The 23,294-nt window shown below is 44.2% G+C and carries 28 protein-coding genes and 1 pseudogene; 13 read left to right on the top strand and 16 right to left on the bottom strand.

The genetic code is table 11. The annotated features are described in order from the left end of the window. The first annotated feature begins 20 nt into the window (after positions 1-20). From DEM91_RS05305 to DEM91_RS05255, 11 genes and pseudogenes are all read left to right on the top strand, one after another. Positions 21-485: a DUF1896 domain-containing protein gene (locus DEM91_RS05305; protein ID WP_004338067.1), complete on the top strand. Its 465-nt coding sequence runs from the start codon at positions 21-23 to the stop codon at positions 483-485. 140 nt (positions 486-625) lie between these two features. Beyond that, positions 626-1,045 carry a hypothetical protein gene (locus tag DEM91_RS05300; RefSeq protein WP_249858218.1) on the top strand — a complete coding sequence of 140 codons (420 nt, stop codon included), beginning with the start codon at positions 626-628 and terminating at the stop codon, positions 1,043-1,045. Between the two features lie 181 nt (positions 1,046-1,226). Further along, the gene (locus DEM91_RS05295; RefSeq protein WP_081942298.1) at positions 1,227-1,550 is read left to right on the top strand and encodes a DMT family transporter; all 324 of its coding nucleotides are present in this window, start codon (positions 1,227-1,229) and stop codon (positions 1,548-1,550) included. Between the two features lie 316 nt (positions 1,551-1,866). Then, positions 1,867-2,298, top strand: coding sequence for a hypothetical protein (locus DEM91_RS05290; RefSeq protein WP_249858217.1), 432 nt, complete (start codon positions 1,867-1,869; stop codon positions 2,296-2,298). Positions 2,299-2,320: 22 nt separating this feature from the next. Beyond that, a complete protein-coding gene (locus DEM91_RS05285) occupies positions 2,321-2,740 on the top strand; it encodes a PcfK-like family protein (RefSeq protein ID WP_249858216.1) in 420 nt (139 codons plus the stop codon). 4 nt (positions 2,741-2,744) lie between these two features. Further along, positions 2,745-4,019 (top strand): annotated as a pseudogene (locus tag DEM91_RS05280) (PcfJ domain-containing protein). Positions 4,020-4,046: 27 nt separating this feature from the next. Beyond that, entirely contained in the window at positions 4,047-4,301 is a 255-nt protein-coding gene (locus tag DEM91_RS05275) for a hypothetical protein (protein WP_249858215.1), read from the top strand. A gap of 11 nt (positions 4,302-4,312) precedes the next feature. Then, positions 4,313-4,528, top strand: coding sequence for a hypothetical protein (locus tag DEM91_RS05270; protein ID WP_024990785.1), 216 nt, complete (start codon positions 4,313-4,315; stop codon positions 4,526-4,528). Positions 4,529-5,268: 740 nt separating this feature from the next. Continuing rightward, positions 5,269-6,192, top strand: coding sequence for a hypothetical protein (locus tag DEM91_RS05265; RefSeq protein ID WP_249858214.1), 924 nt, complete (start codon positions 5,269-5,271; stop codon positions 6,190-6,192). 18 nt (positions 6,193-6,210) lie between these two features. Continuing rightward, entirely contained in the window at positions 6,211-7,194 is a 984-nt protein-coding gene (locus DEM91_RS05260) for an AAA family ATPase (protein ID WP_249858213.1), read from the top strand. Position 7,195: 1 nt separating this feature from the next. After that, complete coding sequence (locus DEM91_RS05255; RefSeq protein WP_249858212.1) at positions 7,196-8,113, top strand: DUF4435 domain-containing protein; 918 nt, start codon at positions 7,196-7,198, stop codon at positions 8,111-8,113. Positions 8,114-8,362: 249 nt separating this feature from the next. Here DEM91_RS05255 and DEM91_RS05250 read toward each other — a convergent pair whose 3' ends face one another. The 16 genes from DEM91_RS05250 to DEM91_RS05175 form a co-directional block, all read right to left on the bottom strand. Beyond that, positions 8,363-9,268, bottom strand: coding sequence for an IS982 family transposase (locus DEM91_RS05250; protein ID WP_249858239.1), 906 nt, complete (start codon positions 9,266-9,268; stop codon positions 8,363-8,365). A 102-nt stretch (positions 9,269-9,370) separates the two neighbouring features. Next, positions 9,371-9,880, bottom strand: a complete 510-nt coding sequence (locus DEM91_RS05245; protein ID WP_249858211.1) for a glycoside hydrolase family protein — start codon at positions 9,878-9,880, stop codon at positions 9,371-9,373. After that, a complete protein-coding gene (locus DEM91_RS05240; protein ID WP_102285021.1) occupies positions 9,867-10,349 on the bottom strand; it encodes a DUF3872 domain-containing protein in 483 nt (160 codons plus the stop codon). The genes DEM91_RS05245 and DEM91_RS05240 overlap by 14 nt, the downstream gene beginning before the upstream one ends. A gap of 12 nt (positions 10,350-10,361) precedes the next feature. Beyond that, a complete protein-coding gene (locus DEM91_RS05235) occupies positions 10,362-10,952 on the bottom strand; it encodes a conjugal transfer protein TraO (RefSeq protein ID WP_249858210.1) in 591 nt (196 codons plus the stop codon). After that, the gene (traN, locus tag DEM91_RS05230; RefSeq protein WP_249858209.1) at positions 10,946-11,902 is read right to left on the bottom strand and encodes a conjugative transposon protein TraN; all 957 of its coding nucleotides are present in this window, start codon (positions 11,900-11,902) and stop codon (positions 10,946-10,948) included. Before traN ends, DEM91_RS05235 begins: the two co-directional genes overlap by 7 nt. 48 nt (positions 11,903-11,950) lie before the next feature. Then, entirely contained in the window at positions 11,951-13,216 is a 1,266-nt protein-coding gene (gene traM / locus DEM91_RS05225; protein ID WP_249858208.1) for a conjugative transposon protein TraM, read from the bottom strand. Next, the gene (locus tag DEM91_RS05220; protein ID WP_040555354.1) at positions 13,209-13,511 is read right to left on the bottom strand and encodes a hypothetical protein; all 303 of its coding nucleotides are present in this window, start codon (positions 13,509-13,511) and stop codon (positions 13,209-13,211) included. Before DEM91_RS05220 ends, traM begins: the two co-directional genes overlap by 8 nt. A gap of 4 nt (positions 13,512-13,515) precedes the next feature. Beyond that, positions 13,516-14,139, bottom strand: a complete 624-nt coding sequence (traK, locus tag DEM91_RS05215; protein ID WP_004336011.1) for a conjugative transposon protein TraK — start codon at positions 14,137-14,139, stop codon at positions 13,516-13,518. Between the two features lie 47 nt (positions 14,140-14,186). Further along, positions 14,187-15,224: a conjugative transposon protein TraJ gene (traJ, locus tag DEM91_RS05210; RefSeq protein WP_004339324.1), complete on the bottom strand. Its 1,038-nt coding sequence runs from the start codon at positions 15,222-15,224 to the stop codon at positions 14,187-14,189. A gap of 51 nt (positions 15,225-15,275) precedes the next feature. After that, on the bottom strand, positions 15,276-15,905 hold the full coding sequence (locus DEM91_RS05205) for a DUF4141 domain-containing protein (RefSeq protein WP_249858207.1): 630 nt from the start codon (positions 15,903-15,905) through the stop codon (positions 15,276-15,278). Positions 15,906-15,933: 28 nt separating this feature from the next. Next, positions 15,934-18,447 carry a TraG family conjugative transposon ATPase gene (locus DEM91_RS05200; RefSeq protein ID WP_249858206.1) on the bottom strand — a complete coding sequence of 838 codons (2,514 nt, stop codon included), beginning with the start codon at positions 18,445-18,447 and terminating at the stop codon, positions 15,934-15,936. Next, complete coding sequence (locus tag DEM91_RS05195) at positions 18,444-18,779, bottom strand: DUF4133 domain-containing protein (RefSeq protein ID WP_060940970.1); 336 nt, start codon at positions 18,777-18,779, stop codon at positions 18,444-18,446. The genes DEM91_RS05200 and DEM91_RS05195 overlap by 4 nt, the downstream gene beginning before the upstream one ends. A 5-nt stretch (positions 18,780-18,784) precedes the next feature. Beyond that, positions 18,785-19,087: a DUF4134 domain-containing protein gene (locus DEM91_RS05190; protein WP_004348190.1), complete on the bottom strand. Its 303-nt coding sequence runs from the start codon at positions 19,085-19,087 to the stop codon at positions 18,785-18,787. Positions 19,088-19,243: 156 nt separating this feature from the next. Continuing rightward, a complete protein-coding gene (locus tag DEM91_RS05185) occupies positions 19,244-20,017 on the bottom strand; it encodes a hypothetical protein (protein ID WP_249858205.1) in 774 nt (257 codons plus the stop codon). Further along, positions 20,014-20,538, bottom strand: coding sequence for a DUF3408 domain-containing protein (locus DEM91_RS05180; protein ID WP_249858204.1), 525 nt, complete (start codon positions 20,536-20,538; stop codon positions 20,014-20,016). The genes DEM91_RS05185 and DEM91_RS05180 overlap by 4 nt, the downstream gene beginning before the upstream one ends. Beyond that, on the bottom strand, positions 20,525-21,328 hold the full coding sequence (locus DEM91_RS05175) for a division plane positioning ATPase MipZ (protein ID WP_004358273.1): 804 nt from the start codon (positions 21,326-21,328) through the stop codon (positions 20,525-20,527). The genes DEM91_RS05180 and DEM91_RS05175 overlap by 14 nt, the downstream gene beginning before the upstream one ends. Positions 21,329-21,913: 585 nt before the next feature. Between DEM91_RS05175 and DEM91_RS05170 the strand changes: the two genes are divergently transcribed. Both DEM91_RS05170 and mobB read left to right on the top strand, forming a co-directional pair. After that, complete coding sequence (locus DEM91_RS05170) at positions 21,914-22,333, top strand: hypothetical protein (protein ID WP_249858203.1); 420 nt, start codon at positions 21,914-21,916, stop codon at positions 22,331-22,333. After that, a partial coding sequence (mobB, locus tag DEM91_RS05165) for a conjugal transfer protein MobB (protein ID WP_249858202.1) occupies positions 22,330-23,294 on the top strand: 965 nt, incomplete at its 3' end. The genes DEM91_RS05170 and mobB, both read left to right, overlap by 4 nt.

The following is a 23,294-nucleotide window of genomic DNA, read 5'->3' as shown; positions in this document are numbered from 1 at the left end:
AATTCTAAAATAAGAGATTTATGGAAACCAAGAAAGAACTATCTTACTTCCGCCTGAAGTTGGAGAACTATCTCGGTGAGCATTTCCCCGAAATGCTGAGTGATAACCAATTCATAACGGCAAGAGCCGATGAAGCCCTTACCACCTACTGTGATGCAGTGGCGCAAAGTTTCTCACATCTTGAAGCAGAGACCATGGCAAGTGAAGTCTTGTATCGAGGACTTCACTTTTCCAAGTACGACACACTTGTGTCTGTCTTAGAGAATGAGTTCGAGAAAGAACTTCCTTCTCCACTCCCCGAAAGACTAACACCAATGCTTCTGAAGAATAAGGCTGTGCAAAGCGTTTTCGATAAGTATGAACTGACAGACGACTTTGGCGCAACTCCAGAGTATGAGAAACTCTACACCGAACTGACAGGAACAATAGTTCTGCTCATCGAGGTCAATGGTCTGCCAACGATAGGCGGTGAGAACATGACTTGATGTAGCACCATCTGGAGCTTTTGTAGTGTCAAGAGCCAAGATAAACGCTCCACTCCACACGCCAAGAGTTTTTTCAAACACTTGTCTTTGTGTAGTCTGCGCATCTTGTAACTGCTCTTGAAACTATAAAAAGCTCCGATATGAATACAATCATCATGAATCAAGACGTTCTTAAAAGTGCGATTTCTCGCCGAGACAATAGAAGCGAGCTTCCATTGTCCTCACGGCTTAACGAAATCGTTCACACACCTGCCTTCATCAAGGCAGACGCATCGAACAAAACCGATAAGAACAAGCAGCAGCCGACTTCTCCCAAGCAAGTCCGCCGCTTCGCTTGGACACGCTTCATCGAACTCGCTGTTCTGCTTTCCATCGTTATCGGTGCGGTTTACCTCATCTCAAAGATAGTTACGCCGCAAGTCGTAACCGCCGTTTCAGTTATTCTCGGTTTCCTGACACTACGCTTCATTGTTAAAGTTATTCTGCAAGTAACCTTTATAATCCTGCGTTGGCTGTTCTGGCTTGCCGTCATCTTGGTAATCCTGCTCTGTGTGCTCTAACAAGAAGTTTTTTCGATAAGTTCTTAATAATCTGATTCTATACGTGGTGCTCGTTTCCTAACTTTTTTCCATAAAAATGTATTTACCAAGTACGAAATTGCTAAAAAATGAGTACTTTTGCAGTGTCAAACGCAGAAAGGTGGCAGCGTTAAAGTCCGCCTAAATTACATATCCAATTATTATGGCTTATTTATTTCTTATGTTGTCCATAGTTTTGGAAACTATAGGGACTGTATGCATTAAGGTCTCTGATGGTTTTACAAAGCCATGGCTTGTTCTTGGGACATGCGTATCTTATATGGCATGTTTCTATTTCTTATCTCTTTCGTTAAAAACAATTCCTCTCGGTATAGTCTATTCTACATGGGCAGGTCTTGGATTGGTACTTGTTAATGCTATCAGTATCATCTGCTTCAAACAGCATTTTGATTTAATGACTATCTTCGGTGTCACATTAATCTTGGTAGGAGTAGTCGTACTCAATTTTTTTTCGTCAGCTCATTAACGATAGTTATGCATCTTATATGGGTGGTTATCTCGCTTGAGGTAGCCACCTTTTTTGTTTTCCATACTGGCTCTCACGTCCATCTATTCCACTTTGATGTGCCATAAGTCGGTGCTGATTTCTTTTTATCCGCAAAGGTAGTATGGGGCTTGTGGCTTTCAAAAGGTCTGTGCCGCTTGGTTTGTCTGGAAAATCTCCACACCTACGGGTAGTATTTTCCGACAAAACCTTGTGCAAGCCCGCCCCGCTACCTTGATTTTGCTACAAAAAGGAATCAGCATACTCCGATCTTTGGACGCATAAAAAAAATGTCGCTATGGATAAGCAAAAGGTAAATACAACATCTTCGATGAACAGCAAAGGATATAGCTCCTCCTCTCATTACCGCATTAACCCTGTGGCTGAAAAAAGTGAGCAAGTGTTGGCAATTAAGTTTGTACAATGGGACGTTCCCCCTTTGGAGAGCCTTTGTAACAGCAAAATATATCTCCTACGTATGAAACTCAATCGTGGCGAAATGATGAGCCGTGAAGAAAAGAATTGGCTATGTGAAGCGGTAAACTCTAATACCTATTTCCGCACAGCCGTACCCCTGCAAGGCTATCGCTTTGACTTCTTTGATGTACTGAAGAAATATCTTGTCAATCAGTATGGACAATGGACAGAGTATTACGCACCCGACAGAACAAGCCTAAGAGCCTACCTATATGGACGTATCAATCAAATAGTAGAAATTCCCAAGTATTAATAACATCAAAACATATACGACAATGAAAGGAACAGAACATTTCACACGGACAATAGCCGAGTATCTCAATCAGCGTGCTATGACAGACCCCTTGTTTGCCCCCAACTTAATGAAACCTAACAAGAATATCGAGGAGTGCATCACCTACATTCTTAATGAAGTGCAGAAAAGTGGTTGCAACGGCTTTGATGATGATGAAATCTTCTCTATGGCTGTTCATTACTACGATGAGGACGATATAGAAGTAGGTAAGTCTGTTTCCTGCCAAGTAGCCGTTAATCACATTGTAGAACTCACAGAGGAAGAAAAAGCTGAAGCAAGGCAGGAAGCCATTAAGCAATATCAGCGTGAGGAACTTGCCAAGTTACAGAGCCGTAACGCACGAGTGAAAAAGACCGAGAACATAGCAACCCAAGTACAACCATCTTTATTTGATTTTTAAGCCTATGAAACCAAGAAACAAATTTGAAAAGGCAGTTTTGGAACAAAGCAAGCATCTTCGCCCGATAACCAAGACACAAAGTAAGTGAGCATTCCGTGAGTGCATTGACCACTTCGCCTACCGCTTGCCAAAAGGTCGCACCACTTGTATGGATTGTGGGTATAGTTGGGTAATGGACAAACATAGAGAAACTTGCACTTGCCCTCATTGCAGGGCAAAGTTGCAGGTCAAGGAAACATACGAGCGCAAGTTGCAGGAGAAACAGTATTTCACCATACTTACTACTTGTGGAGAATTTCAAGTATTGCGTATGTTCCTACTTATTGTGGGTATGGAGAAAGGTTACAAAGCACAGGCTTCCATAATAGAGATTGGGCAATATTGGTGGAATATGCAGGGACGAAAAGCTGTGGTTGCCATACAGAGGGTATTGGGACACTATGTTGATACCTTTTCCTATTATAGTCCTATGGCAATACGCAACGATAATGAAGCCTATCAGCATATTGCCTACTCACCGATATTTCCGAAGTTCAAGGTTACAGACATACTTCGCAGAAATGGTTTTAAGGATAATTTCTATGGCATCGTGCCTACCCAGCTTATTCCTGCATTGCTCACAGACAGCCGAGTGGAAACATTGCTAAAGGCAGGTCGTACAGACCACTTACGTTACTTTCTTGCCAACATGAGAACTTTTGAAGAACTATGGCAATCCTACAAGGTTGCAGTCCGTAACGGCTATGAGATTGTGGATATTTCCCTTTGGAGTGATTATGTAGATACACTTAGAAGATTAGGAAAGGATATTCATAATCCAAAATATTTATGCCCAACAGACCTTAAAGGCGAACACGACCGCAGACACGAGGAACTTCTCAGATTGCGTGAAAGGGAGGAAATAGAACAGAAACAAAAGAAGGCAATGGAAGATGAAAAACGTTTCAAAGAACTTAAATCCAAATTTTTCGGTATCCATTTCACGGACGGCACAATCCAAGTCCACGTATTGGAGAGCGTGCGTGAGCATTTGGAGGAGGGAGTAACCATGCACCACTGCGTATTTTCCAACGAGTACTATCTCAGAGAAGACTCGCTCATCCTGTCGGCTACCATTGAGGGCAAACGGATAGAAACCATTGAAGTATCATTAAGAACTTTGGAAGTGGTGCAAAGTCGTGGGGTATGCAACAAGAACACAGAATACCATGAGCAGATAGTAAACCTTGTCAATGCCAACAGCAGACTAATAAGACAGAGAATGAGAGCGACATTATAACAAAACAAACAACAAAACATCATAGATATGAAAGTAGAAATAGAAAGTATTGTATGCAACTGGGCGAACGAGATACCGCACATACTCATTAGGGTTATCAATGCAATAACCCTATCCGACAACAAAGAGGAGTTAAGGTCGGCTATCAACACAATAGCCGAAGAAACAGAACTTGATAAGTTCTTTGCATACGGCTATGGCGCACATCACTTTTGGCTCACATTACGCAAATTATCTAATGGAAAGCCAAAGGAGTACAGATTATTAAAGGTTGAATTTTAAGATTAGAATTTATGAAGAAACAAAGATTTTTAGTCTATACGGAATATGTTTTTGACGGTGTATTCGATGTTGTAGCAGAGAGCAAGGAGGAAGCACGGCAGAAAGTCCTGCAAAATTGCGGATTGGTAATGGGTGGAAGTATTCACAGCACTTTGCCCGATGATGAGATAAACTGGGCATTTGACAGGCACCCCAATAAAAGAATAGATAGAATAACGAAAGTGTAGAAATAGCATCTTGAATAAGAACAAGAGCCACGCAAACTGAAAAATTGCGTGGCTTCTTTTCTTTGTCTTTGAACGAGCAGGCGACCAAAGCAAAGAAGCAAAAGAAAGTCGCAGGAAATAGAATTTCAATTACAAAAGACAAGTGTTTTCGCTTTTTGCAAATTAAAAGGATAGGTGTATATCATACTGTATAATCAAATAATAGCGATGCAGAAATATGGTTAAATGTATTACAGATATCAACAATAGGGTTTATCATAAACCATGCCCTCTAACAACTCATCGTCATTTACAAAGAATCACTGTCGTCAAAGATGGTAAAACTCAATGGTGTTAGTTTCTTTTCGTCTCAGCAAGTGGAAGAAAATGGTCAATATGATTAGGTGATTTACATAGTGATAGTTTTGATATCCTCCACAGAAAATGTGTGTAAGACATCAAAGTTTAGCATACATCTATAAATTTTACACCCAAAAACAGTTTCTCCCAAAGAGTTGAAACTGATGGTAGCTGTTGTACTTTTCAAATGATAGTAAATTTGGCAGCGAGGAGTTATGTCAACTCCTCTTTCTATTAGTTGAAAATATTGATAGTTCACTCTACAACGAGTTCCATGCCCCCTACCATTTATATAAAAAAACTCCCCTCCATGCGTATATAAAAATAATTTGTTACTTTTGCAAGGGATTCAGTCTCATAATTAATATGTGTGGCTCTTCTAAATAAAATGTTACCAATAAATGCAAAGAATTGAAGATGACTCGTTGATGGTTCACTACGAACTGCAAGACAACTCTACTTACGCGATGAATGCAAAAGTGGAGGCTGAATCCTCATTGTGCTATATCAAGGCTTTTAACTATGTTTCTAAAGTAATTGGCATTAGCAATAACTTGCAGACAGGTTCTTTGAAACGTGGTAGCGTTATTAAAATGTTCTGGTTCATCATGGATGAGGGCAAAGATACGAAATGGATTCGCTATATTCTTGTTCTTATATTCCGTAGGTTATTCTTCGAAAAGAAAATAGTTCGGATGGAGGATTTGACAAACGGTCTTTCAGGGCAAGAGTCTGAAAGGATAAAGGTAGTTATTCAAAAACTAAACATTAATGACAAACAGCTTGACCGACTTAATTCGCATTTGCATTTCAGAAAAGCTAGGACAGAATACTTTAGGCAGTTGTCTACTTGCAAGGAAATCAAGGCTGTCGGTATTAAACATAACGACTTTGACAATCTTGACAAAACCGATTTTCGAATTGAATCCTCTTCATTTGCCAGTTATATCGAATCATTTGTGCCAGAGACTAAAATAGAGGATCATGCCAGAATGTATATCGTGAGTCCTGTAATAGTAAAGGGCAAGTCAATCAAATGGAAAGGCAACTATAAAGGGCAGGATGTCAATTTTGAAATGATGGCAGGTCAATTCCGGATGGAGGCTCAGAATGCAGAGATAGATTTCCGAACAGGTTCGTATATAGACTGCAAACTTCAGTTTGAGGAGACATTTGATGAAAACGAAAATCCTCTGCACAACGAATACAAGGTCTTAGTTGTATATGGTCACGGCTATGATGACAATTACACTGAGACATTAGAAGGAAAAAAGAAAAGAATAGATGAGAGTCAGCCAACGTTATTTGATAACTTGGAGGATTAACAATAGGAGACAATCGTCATGAAAATCAAAAGCATTAAAATAGAACGGTTGTATGATAAGTACAATTTTGAATGGATACTTCGAGAAGATGTAAATATATTAGCAGGTGATAACGGATCATACAAGACCACCCTGCTGAAGATTATTGCAGCACTCTGTGAGCCCGACTATATCCCGGAAGTTTTTGGAGTAAAAAGTGCTTCTGCAAATATGTATGACGGTGTTAACGTCAAATATAGAAGTTTCAGAGATAGCCTCTTGCGGTTGAAAAAAGAATCAGAATCGGATGAGTTACTTAATGAACTTGCAACAAGAATAAGTGCGGATATTAATGGTCAAGACGATAAAAGTCTGGCTGACCATACAATAAATGCGAGTATCATTGCAATACGAAAGAACGGTAATAAGATAGCCACAAGCACGTTTAAGCAAGATAGGAACTACAGCCTAATAGCAACTTTCGATGTTCCAACTAAAACAGAAAAAGGCAGTGCACTTGATCAGCAGTTGGAAAAATTGGAGAGCGAATATGCCTATTATCTTTCCGATCTCTCCAAGCAGTTGAGTGATATCATTAAGTCAGCTGGAAAGGTTGAGATAGAAGATATGCGACGTATTTATGCTCAGAATAATCTTTTTATTGAAATCGTAAATCACGCTTTTGCAAACACGCAAAAGGTTGTTGACACAGAGCAGAGCAAACTCCAGTTTAAACTGGAAGGAGAAATATTTGACAACAACAAGAAATTATCATCGGGTGAGAAGCAGTTCCTTATTGTAATGCTTACCGTATTGCTACAACGAAAGGAGGAGAGCATACTGATAATGGATGAACCGGAAATCTCAATGCATATTGACTGGCAGCGAGAACTTCTCAACAACCTGAAGAAACTGAATCCTAATTGTCAGATTATATTGGCAACCCATTCCCCCGGTGTTATTATAGATGGATGGGAGCAACTCGTTACTAACATATCATCACTAATGACCAAAGTTGAGTGATATGAGTGATTTAAGCAAGAATGTAACAAGCGAATGGATAAAGGCAACAGCAGCATTTGGACATTCTCCCTCGAGAATTCCTGTCCAAATGTACGTTGAGGGCAATGTTGACGTTATGTTTTGGAAAGAAGCAGTTAAGCCATACCAAACGAAGTATAACATCAAAGTCGTCACAAACAAGACTGTCAACCCAGACAAGGGAAATGGAAAATCCATGTTGTTGTCGATGGAGGGACTTTGCAAAGAGAAGGTGGTAGCTGTCGATGCAGATTTTGACTTAATCATTGATGAATACTCCAGATATACTGATATGGTGAGAAATTGTCCCTTTGTGGTTAATACAACGTGGCATTCTATAGAAAACATTTTGTTACAAAATACGGACTATATCCATCTTGTCGAACAGTTTTCTTTGGCATCATGGGATTTATATGTATATTATCTCGCTACAATAGAATCAAAAGAAGAACTTCGTCCGATAAAACATTATGGGGAGTTGATAACGCATTTTGGTGTTCAGAAGTGTGCAAACAGTGTTAATTTTACAGAGTTCAAAACTGCTTATAGGACAGAACTGAACAATGCAATAGAATCTCACAAAGAGTCTTCTGAAAAAATAAAGGAAAAATTGGCAATGCTTGGTTATGATCAGCATAGTATATGGAAGATTACTCGGGGACATTACCTGTGGGATATGATTGTGAAGCCGCAGATGGTGAACGATATAAAGAAAAAGATTAATCAAGGCATACAAGCTCAACGCAATGCAGGAGGAACTGCGGATAGAGTTCAAGTAATGAACAATATGGGGATAACCCAAGATGTTATGAGGCATGTGGACGCTAAGTTCTATTATGATATGAGCAATATAACAGTCCCTGCGGAAACCCATTCTAAACTTGATGCTATGTTTTCGTAGGTAGTATTAATTTGCGATTACTGCCCTGTGAATTTTTATCTTATACCTTTTTATATTTACTTAAGTACTCCTAAGAGCCAATCGCATAGATATACATTATCTGGGTTGGCTAATCTATGTTCTGAAACTTCTGCGAAACTCCTTTATGTCAGAAATACGATATCTGACTATCAACAAGTTATATTTTTTAAAGTTTCCTATTGGGGAACTTTTGCAGAGATCTCTTAATATAACGTGAGTTCGACGAATTTAGAAAAAAGTGAGCTTTGTATCGAATGTCCTTTGTACATAGATGCACGGCTTCTTTAGGAATAAGCAATATGCAGCAACAGTTCCCAATATATTGACGATGAAATTGTCAAAGCATCTACGCCTGGAGTGTTCTACTTGTGCAATGTTCTTCAACTCATCGTTTACCGTTTCGATGATAGCTCTCTTTCTGATAAGAAGTTTGTCAGAAACGCTCATCAACGCGCCTTTCATATTGCTTTTCAACTTGGTGATAAGCTGTATTCCGTCGCCGAAGAGTTTTTGAAAGAGGTTCTTGCCGAGAAACCCCTTGTCACCAACCAGTTCCCCGTATATAAATTCCAAAAACGCTTTGTATTCCAGAGGCTTACGGTCATCAATATCCCCAGGTGTTATCATGAAGTTGAGAAGCTCTCCTTTCTCATTGCAAATCAGATGTAGCTTGAATCCGAAGAACCAACCCATTGAGCACTTTCCTCTTTGAGCTATGCCTTTGAATACCTTGTGAATGTGTATTCTCTGGTTTCTGTAGACGCAAAGTGGCGTACTGTCAACAAAGCTGATTCCCGTGCATTTGCCCAGCAGGACTTTCTTGATAGACAAAGCCAAGGGGATGGCAGCCTCTCTTTCCAATTCCACAAAACGGTTGTACGAGACAACCTTGGGAAACAGATGATGCAGATGCTTACAAACCTTTTCAAGATAGAAATGTTTCAGGCAGCGATAACCGGAGTCGTAGAAAAGAATCATGATAAGCATGATTTCCGCCTTTGACATCGTGCAATCACGATGATATTTTCTCTTATTAGCCGGTTTTACCATATATTTTGCCATCATAGCATCAAAAAAATTGCAGAAGTCATCTGCCATACAAAATATTTCAGTAACTTTATCCTCGGTGATTATAGCGATTTTTGTTTGTAATTCTTTGTAAATCAGTACTATAAAGTTACAATAAATTTCGCTAATCACCAAATTTACAGATACCTATAATTCATTGAACTCACGTTAATATAAGATATAAAAAAGGGCAAACTCCACTTGCCTCCGTTTCACCAATCCATTCAAGACCTTTCCCTTATATCGGCAGAACGAAACATACTCCCGATAGAAGTTTCTGTCCCCTGCCTCTATCTTTTTCAGCAATCGGCTCTTGGATTGCTTACCATAACCAAGCAATCGCCCCACACCCACATTATAGGCAAGTAAGGTCAGTAACAGCGCATCCTTACCATAGCCTTTGAAGTGTTCAAAGCATTTCCAAAGGTCTGCACGGAGCAGCGAGTCCGCCTGCCATTCCGTCATATTGGAAGAGGAATGCTCTCCAGATTGCAGCTGATGCCCATAGCCCACATACGGATAGCAACCTTTTCCGTGTAGCCCCTCGAAGTATTTCACGACCACCACGGCGCGCTCAAAAGGAGGCAAGTCTGCCAACCGTACCCTGCGCTGGGCAAGGATCGGCTGGCAGAGCAAGCACATTATACAGAATAAAGCAAAGCGTTTAGCCGTTCGCATCGTTCAAGGCTCTGGTTACTACTGCGGTGGTTTTTCCCTTTTCTTCCTCCTTCTCATTATTGAAGCTGAAAGTCAGTTGCTGCATTTTGCCAAAACTATCCTCCACATACACGTCAATCGTCTGGCGGTCAGTGGAGAGCGAGGTGTAATACAGACGGAACACATCTTTTGTAAGCGGATAGCGGTCGTTGGGCTTGAACACCGTACCATCGTCCATCTTCAGCGTTCCTTTGCCATCAGGCTGGAAATAACGTATCGTATAGCGAGTGTCAGCAAACTCACCGCCCCGCTTCAGCGTGCAGCGTATCTCTGCCGTCTGTCCCTTGGTGATGTCCTTCTGAACAGGCATCGTCTCGATAGTGAACGGATAAGCCTGCTGCACATCCAGTTCCCTATCACAAGCAGATAGGCAAAACACGGCAAGGGTCAGCACACCCATTACCCAAATCGTATTCAATATCTTCTTCATCTTTTCTTCTACTTAAAAGTTAAACCTTAGCCCTACAGAAACAGCCGGACGGAAACGATGCACGTTCGTTCCAAAGAGGAACCGCCCTTGTGCCTTGACAAGAAACAGAAGCCTATCCGTGAGGAACACCTCCACCGAGCCATGTACGGCACCACCATAGACAAAGCGTGGGCGGTCGAGCAGCGTAGCCCCATCGGGCAGCAGCTTCTTGTCCTCATTCAATTCCTCGTAACCGCCCAATGCGGATATGCCAGCATAGAGAAGCACGTTCTTGCCATTGTCGGAGAGTATCGGGTGCATATAGCCCAAGTGCAGGAGCGCATCTTTGAGTTTTACGCCATAGTCCCGATACGGCATAATCTGCTGTTCATACTCAACTCCTACAAAGGAGTAGTTCTCTCGTTTCAAGTAACGGGTAAGCGATATGTCAAGACCGAAGTTATCCTTGCCAAAGAACTTTTCACCCTTGATAAGCGGAACACCCCCTACGACCTCTATGCCCCTTTGCTTGGGTATCAGTCGCTGTGCCTGCGATGGCAGACTGAAAGTCATAGCCACCACAACGCATACTGTCAGAATGATATTGTTCTTCTTCATTACCATTTCAGTTTGAGGTTATCAATCTTCTTTGCTATCTGCAGGTCTTCTGCCGTTACATAAAAGGTCAATGTGCGACCGCCATTTCTCTCATAGAGCGTCACTTCAAGCTGCTTGTCTTCTGTAAGAGAAAACTGCTCGAGCGCAAACACAGTGTGTTCACTACCCATACCACGCACCTGCATCACCTGATGATAGGCACGAAGCGGCTGCAATACTTGTTCTTGTATAGCGGTGCGCTTTGCCATCTTCTTATCAACCACCTTGAATGTGATAAAATCCACCGAGTACGGCATATTCGTACCGTTTTCCATACTAGTGTGGAAATACAGCAAGCCATTATGGGCATATAAGCCACGAAGCAGAAACTTCATGCCGAACTGCTGTGCACCGATATGTTTGATGGTACGCTTGTCATTCTGATAGATAGTCTGCATCATCAGCTTTACTAATACGGGCGACTCGTTGCCAAGTTCCTTAAAGTAAATGTCAGAGCGGTTGCTTGGCAGTCGTCCCTCTGTTGGTGACAAAAAGTCCTTCATCTCTATGCTGAGCTTCTCCGGCTCATCGGCATACTTTACGTTGAAAGCATAGAAAGAGCCGTCTTCGCAAATCACGCTCATGTTGGTTTCCGTCTCAAAATCCTTCACGGCAGCCTTCACGCGCAGCACGTTCTCCGCATCCTCCGCCTTGCCTGCAATCAAGTTATTGCTGCCCAAGTCCACATAGCGAATGGGAGCAGGGAAAATGAGATGCACAGTCTTGTCGAAGGTAACGTCCAAGCCGTAGGGAAGGACGACACGCCCATTAGGAATGGCACGGCTCATCCCTTGAAAGAGTTCGCCCGAAGAGAGAGGACGGTTAGGCATAAGCGATGTGCCGTTGTTGAGGTCTTGTGCAGTGGCTGTCGCTCCCATCGTTGCGAGCAAAGCCATTGATAAAATAAGTTTCTTCATTGTTGCTGTTGATTTGATGTTATTGTTTTACTTGTTATTCTTGATTGTTTATTTTGTCTGCACCAAGAAAAGGCGATAGCCCCCTTTGAGCGTTACCTTTACGGTGCGCAGTTTCTTCTGAAGCAGCTGACTTGCACCCTGCATCACCCCACGGGCAGCCTCGGAGATAATCTGGTCTTTGGCAGAGGAAGCGAAGGTAAAGGAGGTTCCCATTGAACCACTGATGTTCGCCCCGACTTCCTTAAGCGCATTGATATCCTCCGAACCAGGTATATACACACCCTCCTGTCCGTCCATGTCGTATGCCGAGAGTTTGACGGATATGATATGTCCGTCCACCTCAATGCTTTTGATAAGCAGGTGCATACGGTTGCCCTCTATCTTCGCCTGTGCTATCAAGCGGCTCTGCCGAGGAATACGCAAACCCTGCACCTTGGCGGTTTCAAGCAGACGGAGTACGACATTGTCACCCTCCTTAAGCGTTGTCGTTCTGTCCACCACCACTTTGAGCGTGTTGCGCATCAAAGAAGGAGAACTGCTGGCAAGCGAATGAAAGCCCAAGTTGCGAGCCTTCTTGCCGTACTCCTTGATGAAATCTGCATCGCTCATCGGCTGACCGAGCGAAGACACCACCTGTTTGCGTTCCGCCAAGACCTCCATTATAGGAGTGTTGGCTTGCCCCTGTTCCTTTTCTGTTCCAATATCGGTGATTGTGGGTGTGTTTCCCTTATCATTCGTAAAAGCATTCTCCAATGACGGAGGAACAGATGATGTCTTAGGAAGATACTTCGCTGCCATCTGATAGCTCTTTTCCATCAGTGCAAGCTGTCTTTTCTCTTCATTGTCCTCCCTGCTGTCTTTGGCAGAGAGTTCCTTTTTAAGGTTATCTATCTCCGAGCGCAAGGCTTCACGCTCCTGCTCGTTTGGATCGGGAGCGTAAAAGGAGTTCAAAAGGCGATTATTCTCCTCATAGCGATGCATAGAGTTTTCTATCTTTGCCGTAGAAGCAGCTGTCTCTGCACGCTGCGCCTCTGATGGAGCGGTGTTCTGTGCGAAATAGTCCGACAGCTTGCCCATCTCCTCGCGGCTCTGCTCTTCCTCGTGTGCCTTGTCGCCTAATTCGTAGGCTTTGAGCTTGTTCTCGGTGAGCTTTTCAGTCGTTGCCTGCGGGATGCTGTCATTGAGTCCCTGCTCCGCAGCTGTCTTATCCTTGCCCGACGGTGCGAAGATAAACCACATTGAAAGGGCAAACAGCAGTCCCAGACCTCCGAAGACCAAGCCTTTTTTCATTTGTTCTTTCTGTTTATTATCCATTTTCTTTGATTGTTTGGTGATGTTGTAGGTAAAAATTGCCGTGTAACTCTTGTAAAGTGCTGTCTGTCCGTATCGGACTGTCCGTCAGCTTTCCCGTGGGAATGGGTAGTTTTTCCTTCTTTGGAGGAAGGAAAAACTGCGCTATCATCCAAAGGGAACAGATGAGATAGATAAAACTCAGCCCATAGACGATAGCCTTGCGCTGCCTTATCGTGAGCCTTTCACACCAATGACGGAGCCATAGGTGAAAGCGCAGATAATGGTGAGCGAGCAGATAGTTTACTTTTCTTGCCATAGCCTTATCGTTTATAAGTCTGTATGTCCCTGTTCTCCTTGACGAGGAAGTTCTCCATCAGGAAGCCTTGCGGGTTGTTGTCCGAACGAACAGAGTTCTGCAGCGTGCAGGTCGTAACAAGACTGCGCTCTGTAATATTACTCTGACGGACGATAAACTCCCGTGCATAGGTCGTTACCACATAAGGGTAAGTATTAAAGTTGCAGTGGATAGAGTCCACCTCTATGCGCTGATTGATATTACCCGATATGGCACGGTTATAATAGCCTTTCTCCGCCAAGTCCTTATAATAATTGAAAGCCGACTTGTCGCATAGCAGGAAGGCACGCTCCATGTTCCTCTCAATGGCGTCCTTGTCGGGCGCAATGGTAAAGAACAGCTCATGAAAACGACGCACGTGTTCTCTTGCCTCTACGGGACGATTACGACTTGCATCCTGACTGAGAGCCAGCATGAGCGACTTTCCTTGGTCAAGCACATAGATTTTCTCCCTCTGCTCCTTGGCGAAGCTGTACGAGGCATAGACAGCATAACCGCTTACTACCACACATACGATGGCAAAGACAAAGGCATAGAGCCGTATCTGTCTGAATGAGGTCTCGATATTATTAAGTGATTTGAATTCCATTTTTTTCTTTTATACCCGTTGATTAATTAAGCATAGTTGCTCCATTTCTATTTTCCTCTGAGCAGCGCTCCCTTGATGCGTCCACCGATATTTCCCACAGCAGCACCTGCGCCTGCCATAGCAGCCTTGCCACCAGTGTATGCACCTTGTGCGCCACGCTGTGCAGTCTGATTAACATTGCGTCCGTATGAGCCGATACCGCCTCCAGCTTCAATAATCCAACCTGCCACAGTAGGTACACAGAAGTAGCCTACAATACCGATAAGGAAGAAGACGATGTAATACCACGTTCCCGAATCAGGCAGATAGTTCGGATCGCTGAGTGCATCGATGTCTTTCTGCATCATCAGCACCTGTATCTTGGTAAGCAGTGCCGTAAGAATAGAGCTGACAGGCAGCCACAGGTAGACAGAGATATAGCGTGAGAACCATGCCGTAAGTGAGCCTGCTAGACCATCCCATACGGCTATGCCGAACACGATAGGTCCGAGTATCGAAAGGACAATCAGAATAAAGGTGCGAAGCGTGTCAATGATGAGTCCCGAAGCATGGAACAGCAATTCCAAAAAATCGTGAACAAGTTTCATGACCCATTGCTTGGTCTGATAGGCGGCACGCTCGGCATACATCCCCGCAATTGTCACGGCATCCTCCGGACCGATGATGCCCATTTCCTCTATCTTTTGGTCAAACTTCTCGTTCGATACAAGATAAGCCGTTTCAGGATTTCTGAGGTAGGCTTCCTCCTGCAACTTATCCCTTTTTGCGGTCAGTTCCGCCAAATTGCCTTCCTGCTGGTGTACCATCATCTCCGTTCCTTGCACCACAGGTGAGAGAACGGCATTCATCGTACCCAATACGACTGTTGGAAAGAACATGATACAAAAGCCCAGCACGAAGGGGCGCAGCAAGGGAAAAACATCTATCGCCTCGGCACGGGCTATGGAAGCCCATACCCGAAGGGCAATATAAAAGAGTGCACCCAAGCCTGCAATGCCCTTGGCAATGCCCGTCATCTGGGCACAGAGCGGCATCATCTCGTCATAGGTTGAGCGTAGCAGCTCGTGTAAACTGGCAAAATCCATAAGCAAAAGTTTTTTATGAAAGTTCGTTCAAGTTCTTTTTTGTCTGTGGATTTACCAATACCTGCTTGCCGTATTACCATAGAGCGCTTTAACAGAGGCAAGGTTGTTCTTCTCCCTTGCACGCACGTAGCTTACGGAGATATTCTTCCTTGTATAGTACGACACCAAGGAGCGGTATTCACGTAGTGTGGTATAGATACGGTCTATCTGCTGCATGCGCTCGTGGTCGTTCATGGAGAAGACATTACTCTTGACGATGGACTTGAGTTCTTTCAGGCTCTCACCGCTCTGCTCGAGCAGCTTGGTGTAGCCCGAGGCCATCGCAGCGAGTTCTGTCGGGCGGAAGTTCTTGTCCGAGAGCATCTTCTTGTAGGAAGTGACATAGACCTCCGAGATGTCGCCCACCATCAGGATACACTCCTTGACCTTATAAGCATCGCCAATAAGGTTATTCACCTTCTTGAGGGCATCGTAATACTTTTTGGTGTCGTTGTAGAGTTTCTCCACCTCCTTGAATCCGTCAAGGGTATTCTTTACTGTCTTCGAGGCGGTGGCTATCTCCTTGACCGTATTGGCAATGTTGCCGGCAAAGTTACCCGGGTCATAGACCGTCCACTGTGCGTGTGCTTTGGAAACTGAAAGGCTCAATCCTAAGAGAGCCATAAATAAAAACTTTTTCATTGTTACTATAGTTTTGATGGTTTATTACTTATTTCTTTTTATTGTTTCTTTTCTCTATGGCAAGCTGTCGGATAGCGGTCTCTATATCGCCACCGAGTTGTTCCGCACGCTGCATGACCTCCACCTTCTCGGTTTCCTCCGTGGTGTAGGTGAGATATTCCTCCATGCTCACCTCCGTAGCATAGACAGCACTCTGCATACCGCCCAGACCTATCCACACCTCTTTGTAGAGTCGGTTCGGGTCGTTGTTCTGGTTGATGGAGAGTATCTGGCTCTTTTCCTTTTCCGAAAGACCGAGCATCGCCTGTATACCGTCGAACTTGGTCATGTACTTGCGCTGATCGAGCAGTATCTTGCAGTCGGAGTTGTTGATGATACTCTCCTTGACAATGGGCGACTGAATAATGTCATCCACCTCCTGCGTTACCACAATGGCTTCTCCGAAATACTTTCTCACCGTCTTATAGAGATACTTGATGTAGTCCGCCATGTTTGCCGAAGCAATGGCTTTCCACGCTTCCTCAATGAGTATCATCTTGCGGATACCCTTTAATCGGCGCATCTTATTGATGAAGGCTTCCATGATGATAATCGTTACCACAGGAAAGAGGTCTTTGTTGTCCTTCACTTGGTCAATTTCAAAGACGATGAAGTGTTTACTTAGCAGGTCGATGTTCTTGTCCGAGTTCAGCAGGAAATCATAACGACCACCTTTATAGTATTGCTTCAATGTCGTTAAGAGGTTGTTGATGTTGAAGTCCGAGAGTGTTACCTTGATGTCACGCTTTTCCATATCCTTGCGGTACACGTCCCGCAGATACTCATAGAAGGAATTGAAGCAGGGAACGATGGTATGATCCGTCCTGATAAGTTCGATATAGGCATTGACGGCAGAACCGAGTTCGCCTGCTTCGGTCTTGGTGATATGTTCATCAGCACTTTTCCAAAGTGTAAGTAATAATGTGCAGATACTCTCCCTTTTCTCTACATCGAAGAAGTAATCATCCGTATAAAAAGGGTTGAAAGATATAGGACTTTCATTGGTATAGGTGAAATACACGCCGTCCTCTCCCTTGGTCTTGCGGTGGATAAGTTCACACAAGCCTTGATATGAGTTTCCCGTATCAACCAAGAGGACATGCGCTCCCTGCTCGTAATACTGGCGTACCATGTGGTTGGTAAAGAAAGACTTACCACTACCCGAAGGACCCAAGATAAACTTGTTACGGTTGGTGATGACTCCCTTTTTCATTGGCAAATCCGATATATCCAGATGAATAGGTTTTCCAGAAAGGCGGTCAGCCATCTTGATGCCGAAGGGAGAGAGCGAATCCTTATAGTTTGTTTCTGCCGTAAAGAAGCAGAGGGCAGGCTCGATAAAAGTATAGAATGACTCTTCTGCAGGAAAGTCTGCCGCATTGCCGGGAATGCCCGCCCAGTAGAGCGTTGCCGCATCAATGGTATTGTGGCGAGGGTGGCATTCCATAAGAGCAAGTGCAGAGCCCACGTCATTCTTGATCTGGCGAAGTTCTTCCTTATCACTACTCCATGCCAGCACATTGAAGTGGGCACGAATGGAGGTCAGTCCCTGTGAGTGGGCAATATTGAGATACTCCTGTATCCATTCCTCGTTGATTTGGTTGCTACGGCTGTAGCGTGCCAGCGAGTGCATGTTTCTTGCCTGCTTCTCGAAGCGTTCCAAGTTGGCATCGCTATCCTCTATGAAGATATACTGGTTATAGATGTGGTTACACGGCAGCATCAAACCCACGGGAGCGGCGAAGGACAACCTGCAATCGGAGCGGTCAGTGGAAAGCCGTTCATATCGGCTGTCCGTGCTCACACTTGTGGGCAAATCATCTGTATCGCTTAATGTATGTAAGCAGAGCATATTGTCGCCCACACGCACAAGGTCTGCGCCCAGACGGATGTCCTCCAAAGACGCATGCCCTTCTTCAGATAGAGAGAAATACCTGTCGAGTAGTCCGCCCTTTTCATTTGTGCCAACTAACTCATCTTCAGTCATGCGGACAATCCTTAGCTGCTCGGTATCATTGATGATACGCTCGAACTGGTCAACGGCTTCCATAAACTTCATCACCTCATCTTTGTTGGTGATTTCCTTGGGCAGCAGGTGTCCACGGCAGAGTGAAGAGAAATTACTCTGCTGTGCCATACGCTGCTTGTTCGTCTTGGTAAGGAAGAGATAGACCGAGTGGTGGAGATACGGACGTTCGTTGAAGTGCCTTTCGGAGGAACGGGCAAGGAAGCTCAGTCCGCCATCGGAGAGATTTCCTTGATAGTCCTCCTTAATAAACCAGTCCTGCTTGTGTACGATGCTGTAATTGGGTAGCACCTTGATTGCCTTATGCCAGGCTGAGTGCATTGCCTCGTATTCTGTTGAGGTAACGGTAAAGAGTTCGGGTAATTCCAAACGGAAGGCGACCGTAATATCTGCGTCCTTGCTCACCATACACCCCTGCTCAACGGAGAGCAGCGGGAACTTCGACTCCAAGGTAGTTATCTTACTGTTGTTTCTCATTGCTTCTTTCTTTTGGGTTGAAGGTTACGGATAAGGTGAAAGACCGTCCGGCGGTTCAAGAGGTAGCGTGGGTGCATACGAACTGCTCCCTGCTTCATCAGCCCATACTGCCCGTACTTTCGGTTCATGGAGAACGTTTGCCACACCACGAGGGTGGCACCCACTACGCCTATGACCAGACAGGTTATCTGACTGATGCCACAGAGATAGAACACGACCACGAGGATGAAGACAGCCAGCAAGCCTCCTGTAAAGAGGAAGAGGTACTGCGCCTTCAAGCCCTTGAACTCCACCGTCCGACCTACACCTTTGTTGATTTCCCAACTCGCCATAGTGGTTACAGGAAGAAAGAACGTAGGATGGTGGCAGCCACGATGAGGAAGATGCACGCACCGAACCAAGAGGCTGCGGTCTTGCTCGTATCGGGGTCACCCGAACTGAACTTATTATAGACCTTGATTCCTCCGATCAAGCCCACCACGGCACCGATGGCATAGATAAGTTTCGTACCGGGATCGAAATAACTGGTCACCATCTTGGTGGCTTCATTGATACCCGCCATTCCATTGCCCTGTGCATAAGCTCCTGCGGTGGCGGCAGCCATCAGGAGCAGCATTGTGATTTTCTTTTTGTTGTTCATTGCTGTTTTTATTTTAAGTTGTTAAACAAATTATTTTCTTTTTAGGGTGAAAGTGGCAAGGGGTAGCTCGGTTTTATCGTATGACAGATATTGGCAGATTGTTTTACTTTTGAGCCACCCCTTGAACACTGTACAATATGAACAAAAACAATAGTTTTACAGATAGTATGAAAGTGGACGCTCGCCCATATCGTCAGTTTCCGTCATCATATTGTCAGAAGAGTTCTTTCTGGAGGCATCGAAAGTGGACAATTCATATGTCTGCTCTTCTCCTTCCTCTGCTCTTCGGATTTTATCCAGCAGGATGGACTGCTCACCTTGCATTTTGGCGACATACTCCTTGTATTTCTCCATAAAGTCAGTGCCTTTAAGTTGACCGACAATTTCCTTGACTTCGGCATCATCTACCTCATCACTGTTCTTACGCCACTTTCTCATGCGACCTAAGTCACGTGCGAGGATAGATTGACTGGATACCTCACCATCTTCAGATGCGGACTCAATGGGCAGACTCAGCTCCTCGCGAGCAACCTCGTTTTCGTCCTCTCTTTCCATCTCGTAGTTAACCTCCATCTCGTTATCCTCTTCCCTTATGTCATCTTTATTTTCGGAGTTTTGCGGTACAAAATTATTACTATTCTGCTTTGAATTTTCTAATGATGAAGCAGAGGGAACTTGTGGGATAATAGGGGAAGTGGAACGGCTTTTGCCAATCAGTACAAACTCGGCTTGATCTTCTGTTCCTTCTCCTTTTTGTCCGTCTTTTTTCTTCGTCGCTTCATTCTCCTTAGTCTGCTCATTGCCCTTTTTATTTTTCTTGATAAGGATGCCATACGGAGATACATACCGCATATAGAAGTACAGGATACCCAGCATTATCCAAATGATGATGAGTATCAGTATAAAACTGAAAAGTATTGTTTCCATCATAGTGTTATTGTTGTCTTGCGTCTTTGTTTTGCTGCCGCACTGTTGAGCAATTCCAAATGTTCACGCAGGTGTTCCCTAAGAATGTTGTCTATATATGCGGCTATGGAAACACGCTCCCCCAAGTCCTGCAACACGTTGCGCAGGTTCTGCAGCGTTTCCAGATTAATGGAGAAGGCTGTCCGCATTTGGGAACGGACGGGACGAAAGTACAGGGAACGGTACTCCTCGATGGAAAGGGATAGCCTGATGGGCTTTTCCATTCTCGGATTACTTTCTCTTCTTGTTTCCTTATCCCTTGTCTTCCCAGTTTCCTCCTCGGTTTCTTCTGCAAATTTCTCTTTTAGCGTCTTTGCCTCTTTCTGGGTTCTTTCCTCCTCTCGTGATGTTTCAGGCAAAGGCGCAGCTTCATCGGTCGGGTCGAAGGAGTTGGGAGTCGTTGCTGGTTCCACAACGACGTTGTCCTCTGCCATTTTCTTCAGCTTGTTTTTCAGCTGTTGCTTTCTTTCCTCAATCGTTGCCATTTTCTGATTTCGTTTTTAGTTTGAGACGTTGTATCAAATCTGATATGAGTTCATCCACTCCTGTGCCTCTTCTCAACCCCTTAGCGGGAGGCTGATAGGTGGAGCGAAACACTCCTCGTAGCCCGTATGTGGAAAGTTCGTGGGAGAAGCGGTGCATGGCATATACATAGCCGGGAAGGAGCGTGATTTGCTGCTCGTTGATGAACTTAGTATATTCATCGATGATGACGTTCCTTACCCTTCTGTCCACCTTGTTCCAAAACAGTATGATGTCCTTTATCCGGGAATCGGACATAGAAACTCCAATGTCCGTGATAGTCTTGGCGTATGCCAGACATGAGACCAGGGACTGGATGTCGGCTTCAAGCGGAGAAAGAATATAGTCCATCTGAAGGGACAGCTCCATCAGCTCAGAGGTTCCTGCATGACCGGGGAAGTCGAACACTACCACCTGAAACTCCTCGTCATGGAGTCTCTCGATATGGTTACTGGCTGTTTTGACCGCATCACGGGGGGCGGACTTGTAAATTCGGTATGCTTGTTTACCGAATGTCTGAAAATACGCTTCCATCGACCTTGACAGTTCCTCGCTTTTCTGAATGACACTCTTCTCTCGCTCCCTGAGCTTGTAAAAGGAATCCTGTGACAAGTCGCAGTCCACCACGAAGAGATTGACATCCTTCTCATAGAAAAGGATGCTACTTATGATTTCGGCAAGCGTACTTTTCCCGACTCCTCCCTTTTGCGAGGAGAACCCCAGAAAGAGGGGGTGTTGTTGTTTGTTCTCCATAATGATAATTTCTTAGTTTATATTATTTGTCTATTTGATGTTTGGATGTTCTTTTATTCTTAAGAGTTGTCAGCAGACAGTTTGTTTTGATTACATTTGGTTCATACGATAGTCCTAAAGAACGATTTCGAGTTCTTACAATCTGTTGTACTGACAATAGTTTGTCATGACAATAAATTGTTATGAATATGTATTGTTCCTTCTTATCATCTTTGGTGCAAGCAGGCGGTAATATTATATGTCTTTTGCTTGTGACATCATACCATTGTTCGCTCGTTCTGACTGCAAAATAAATGATATTTCGGCTGATTTTATGACACCTATGAAGTACAGGGAAATGAAAGGAAAAAGAGTGAATGTCTCTGATAATGAGATATTTGAAAATCTGCCGTAACTTTGCAGGCAGATAGAGAACATGGAGCTAATCTCCCCGAAGCGGACACTCTGAAAGGTGGATGCTTCTATTGCATCATCTCTTGATATTGGCAAGGTGTGTCTTTGTAACACAAACCGCAGTTTGTACCACAAAGACCCTTGCCCCGAAGGGGAGATGAATTACTCCAAAGTCGTAATTAAGAAAACAGAATGGATATGAATAAGAAAGAGGAACATCGTCCAGAACGGAAAACGTCAGAAAAGCCACGCTGGGACAACTGGCATGTACGGTTGCCTAACCCCAAAGACCAGCAAAGGGCTATAGATTTGTTTCAGCGTTCGGGCGCAGAAACCAAGTCGGATTTCGTGCGTGGACGTATTCTTGGGGAGAGTTTCAAGGTGATAACGGTGGATAAATCCGCCGTGGAATATTACAGAAAACTCTCTGAACTGACGGCACAAATCCATAAAATTGGCGTGCTGTATAACCAAACCGTGCGTGCCATCAACAGCTATCATTCGGTCAAGACCGCACAGATTCTGCTTGAAAAGTTGGAGAAACTGTCGGCTCAAATCATAGCTTTGCAAGAACAGGCTATCCGTTTAACCATTGACTACCGCAAAAGATGATTGCCAAGATTTCTGCAACGGAGAACCTTGGAGGATCACTCGGCTATAACTTCAAAAAGGTAGAGAAAGAGGAAGCAAGCATTCTTCTTGCCCAAGGCTTGTATCAAAACAAAGAGGGAACTTATACGATGGCAGAGGTGTTTGCCGATATGCAAGCACTTATCCCTGAGAAATGCCGGACAAAGAAAATGGTGTTCCATTGCTCGCTCAATCCGCATCCGGACGATAAAAACTCCGATGAGCAACTCACGCAGATAGCCAAGGAGTATATGGAGGCACTTGGCTATGGCAAGCAACCCTACATCGTCTTTAAGCATAGTGACATTGCCCGTGAGCATATCCACATTGTGTCGCTTCGAGTGGACGCCAAAGGAAAGAAAATCAACGACAAATTTGAAAAGCGAAGGAGCAAGAAGATTACCGATGCCTTGGAAAAGAGATTTGGTCTTATTCCAAGTTCAAAAATTACTGACAAGGCGATGAAAGAAACACCCAAGGTGGATATTGGTAAAGGGAATATCAAGGAGCAGGTAGCAAGCGTTGTTCGCACGGTTCTGAAGCATTATCGCTTCTGTTCATTGGGAGAGCTGAACGCCATCCTTTCCGCATACAATCTTGCCGTGGAAGAAGTGAAGACGGAGTTTCGAGGAAGGAAATACGACGGACTTGTCTATGTTCCAACTGATGGCAAGGGCAACAAGGCAGGCACACCCATCCATGCCTCCGACATCGGTCGTGGTGTGGGCTATACTGCCGTACAGAACAGAATACAGAAGTCCAAGCAAAACATCAAGCCACTGATACCAACCGTTAGAAGGAAGGTATTGGAAGTTATGCGTACTTCTCCCGATACTGAGGAAAAACTTCGGCAACGGATGGAGGGACAGGGCTTGCGTGTGATAATCCGAAAGAACGAAAGCGGTCGTATCTATGGCATTACCTTTATTGACGATAAAGATGG

It is taken from the genome of Prevotella sp. TCVGH (genome assembly GCF_023522295.1).
Lineage (GTDB): Bacteria > Bacteroidota > Bacteroidia > Bacteroidales > Bacteroidaceae > Prevotella > Prevotella timonensis.
Note: the sequence above shows the minus strand (reverse complement) of the source record. Positions and strands in the feature narration are given on the sequence as shown.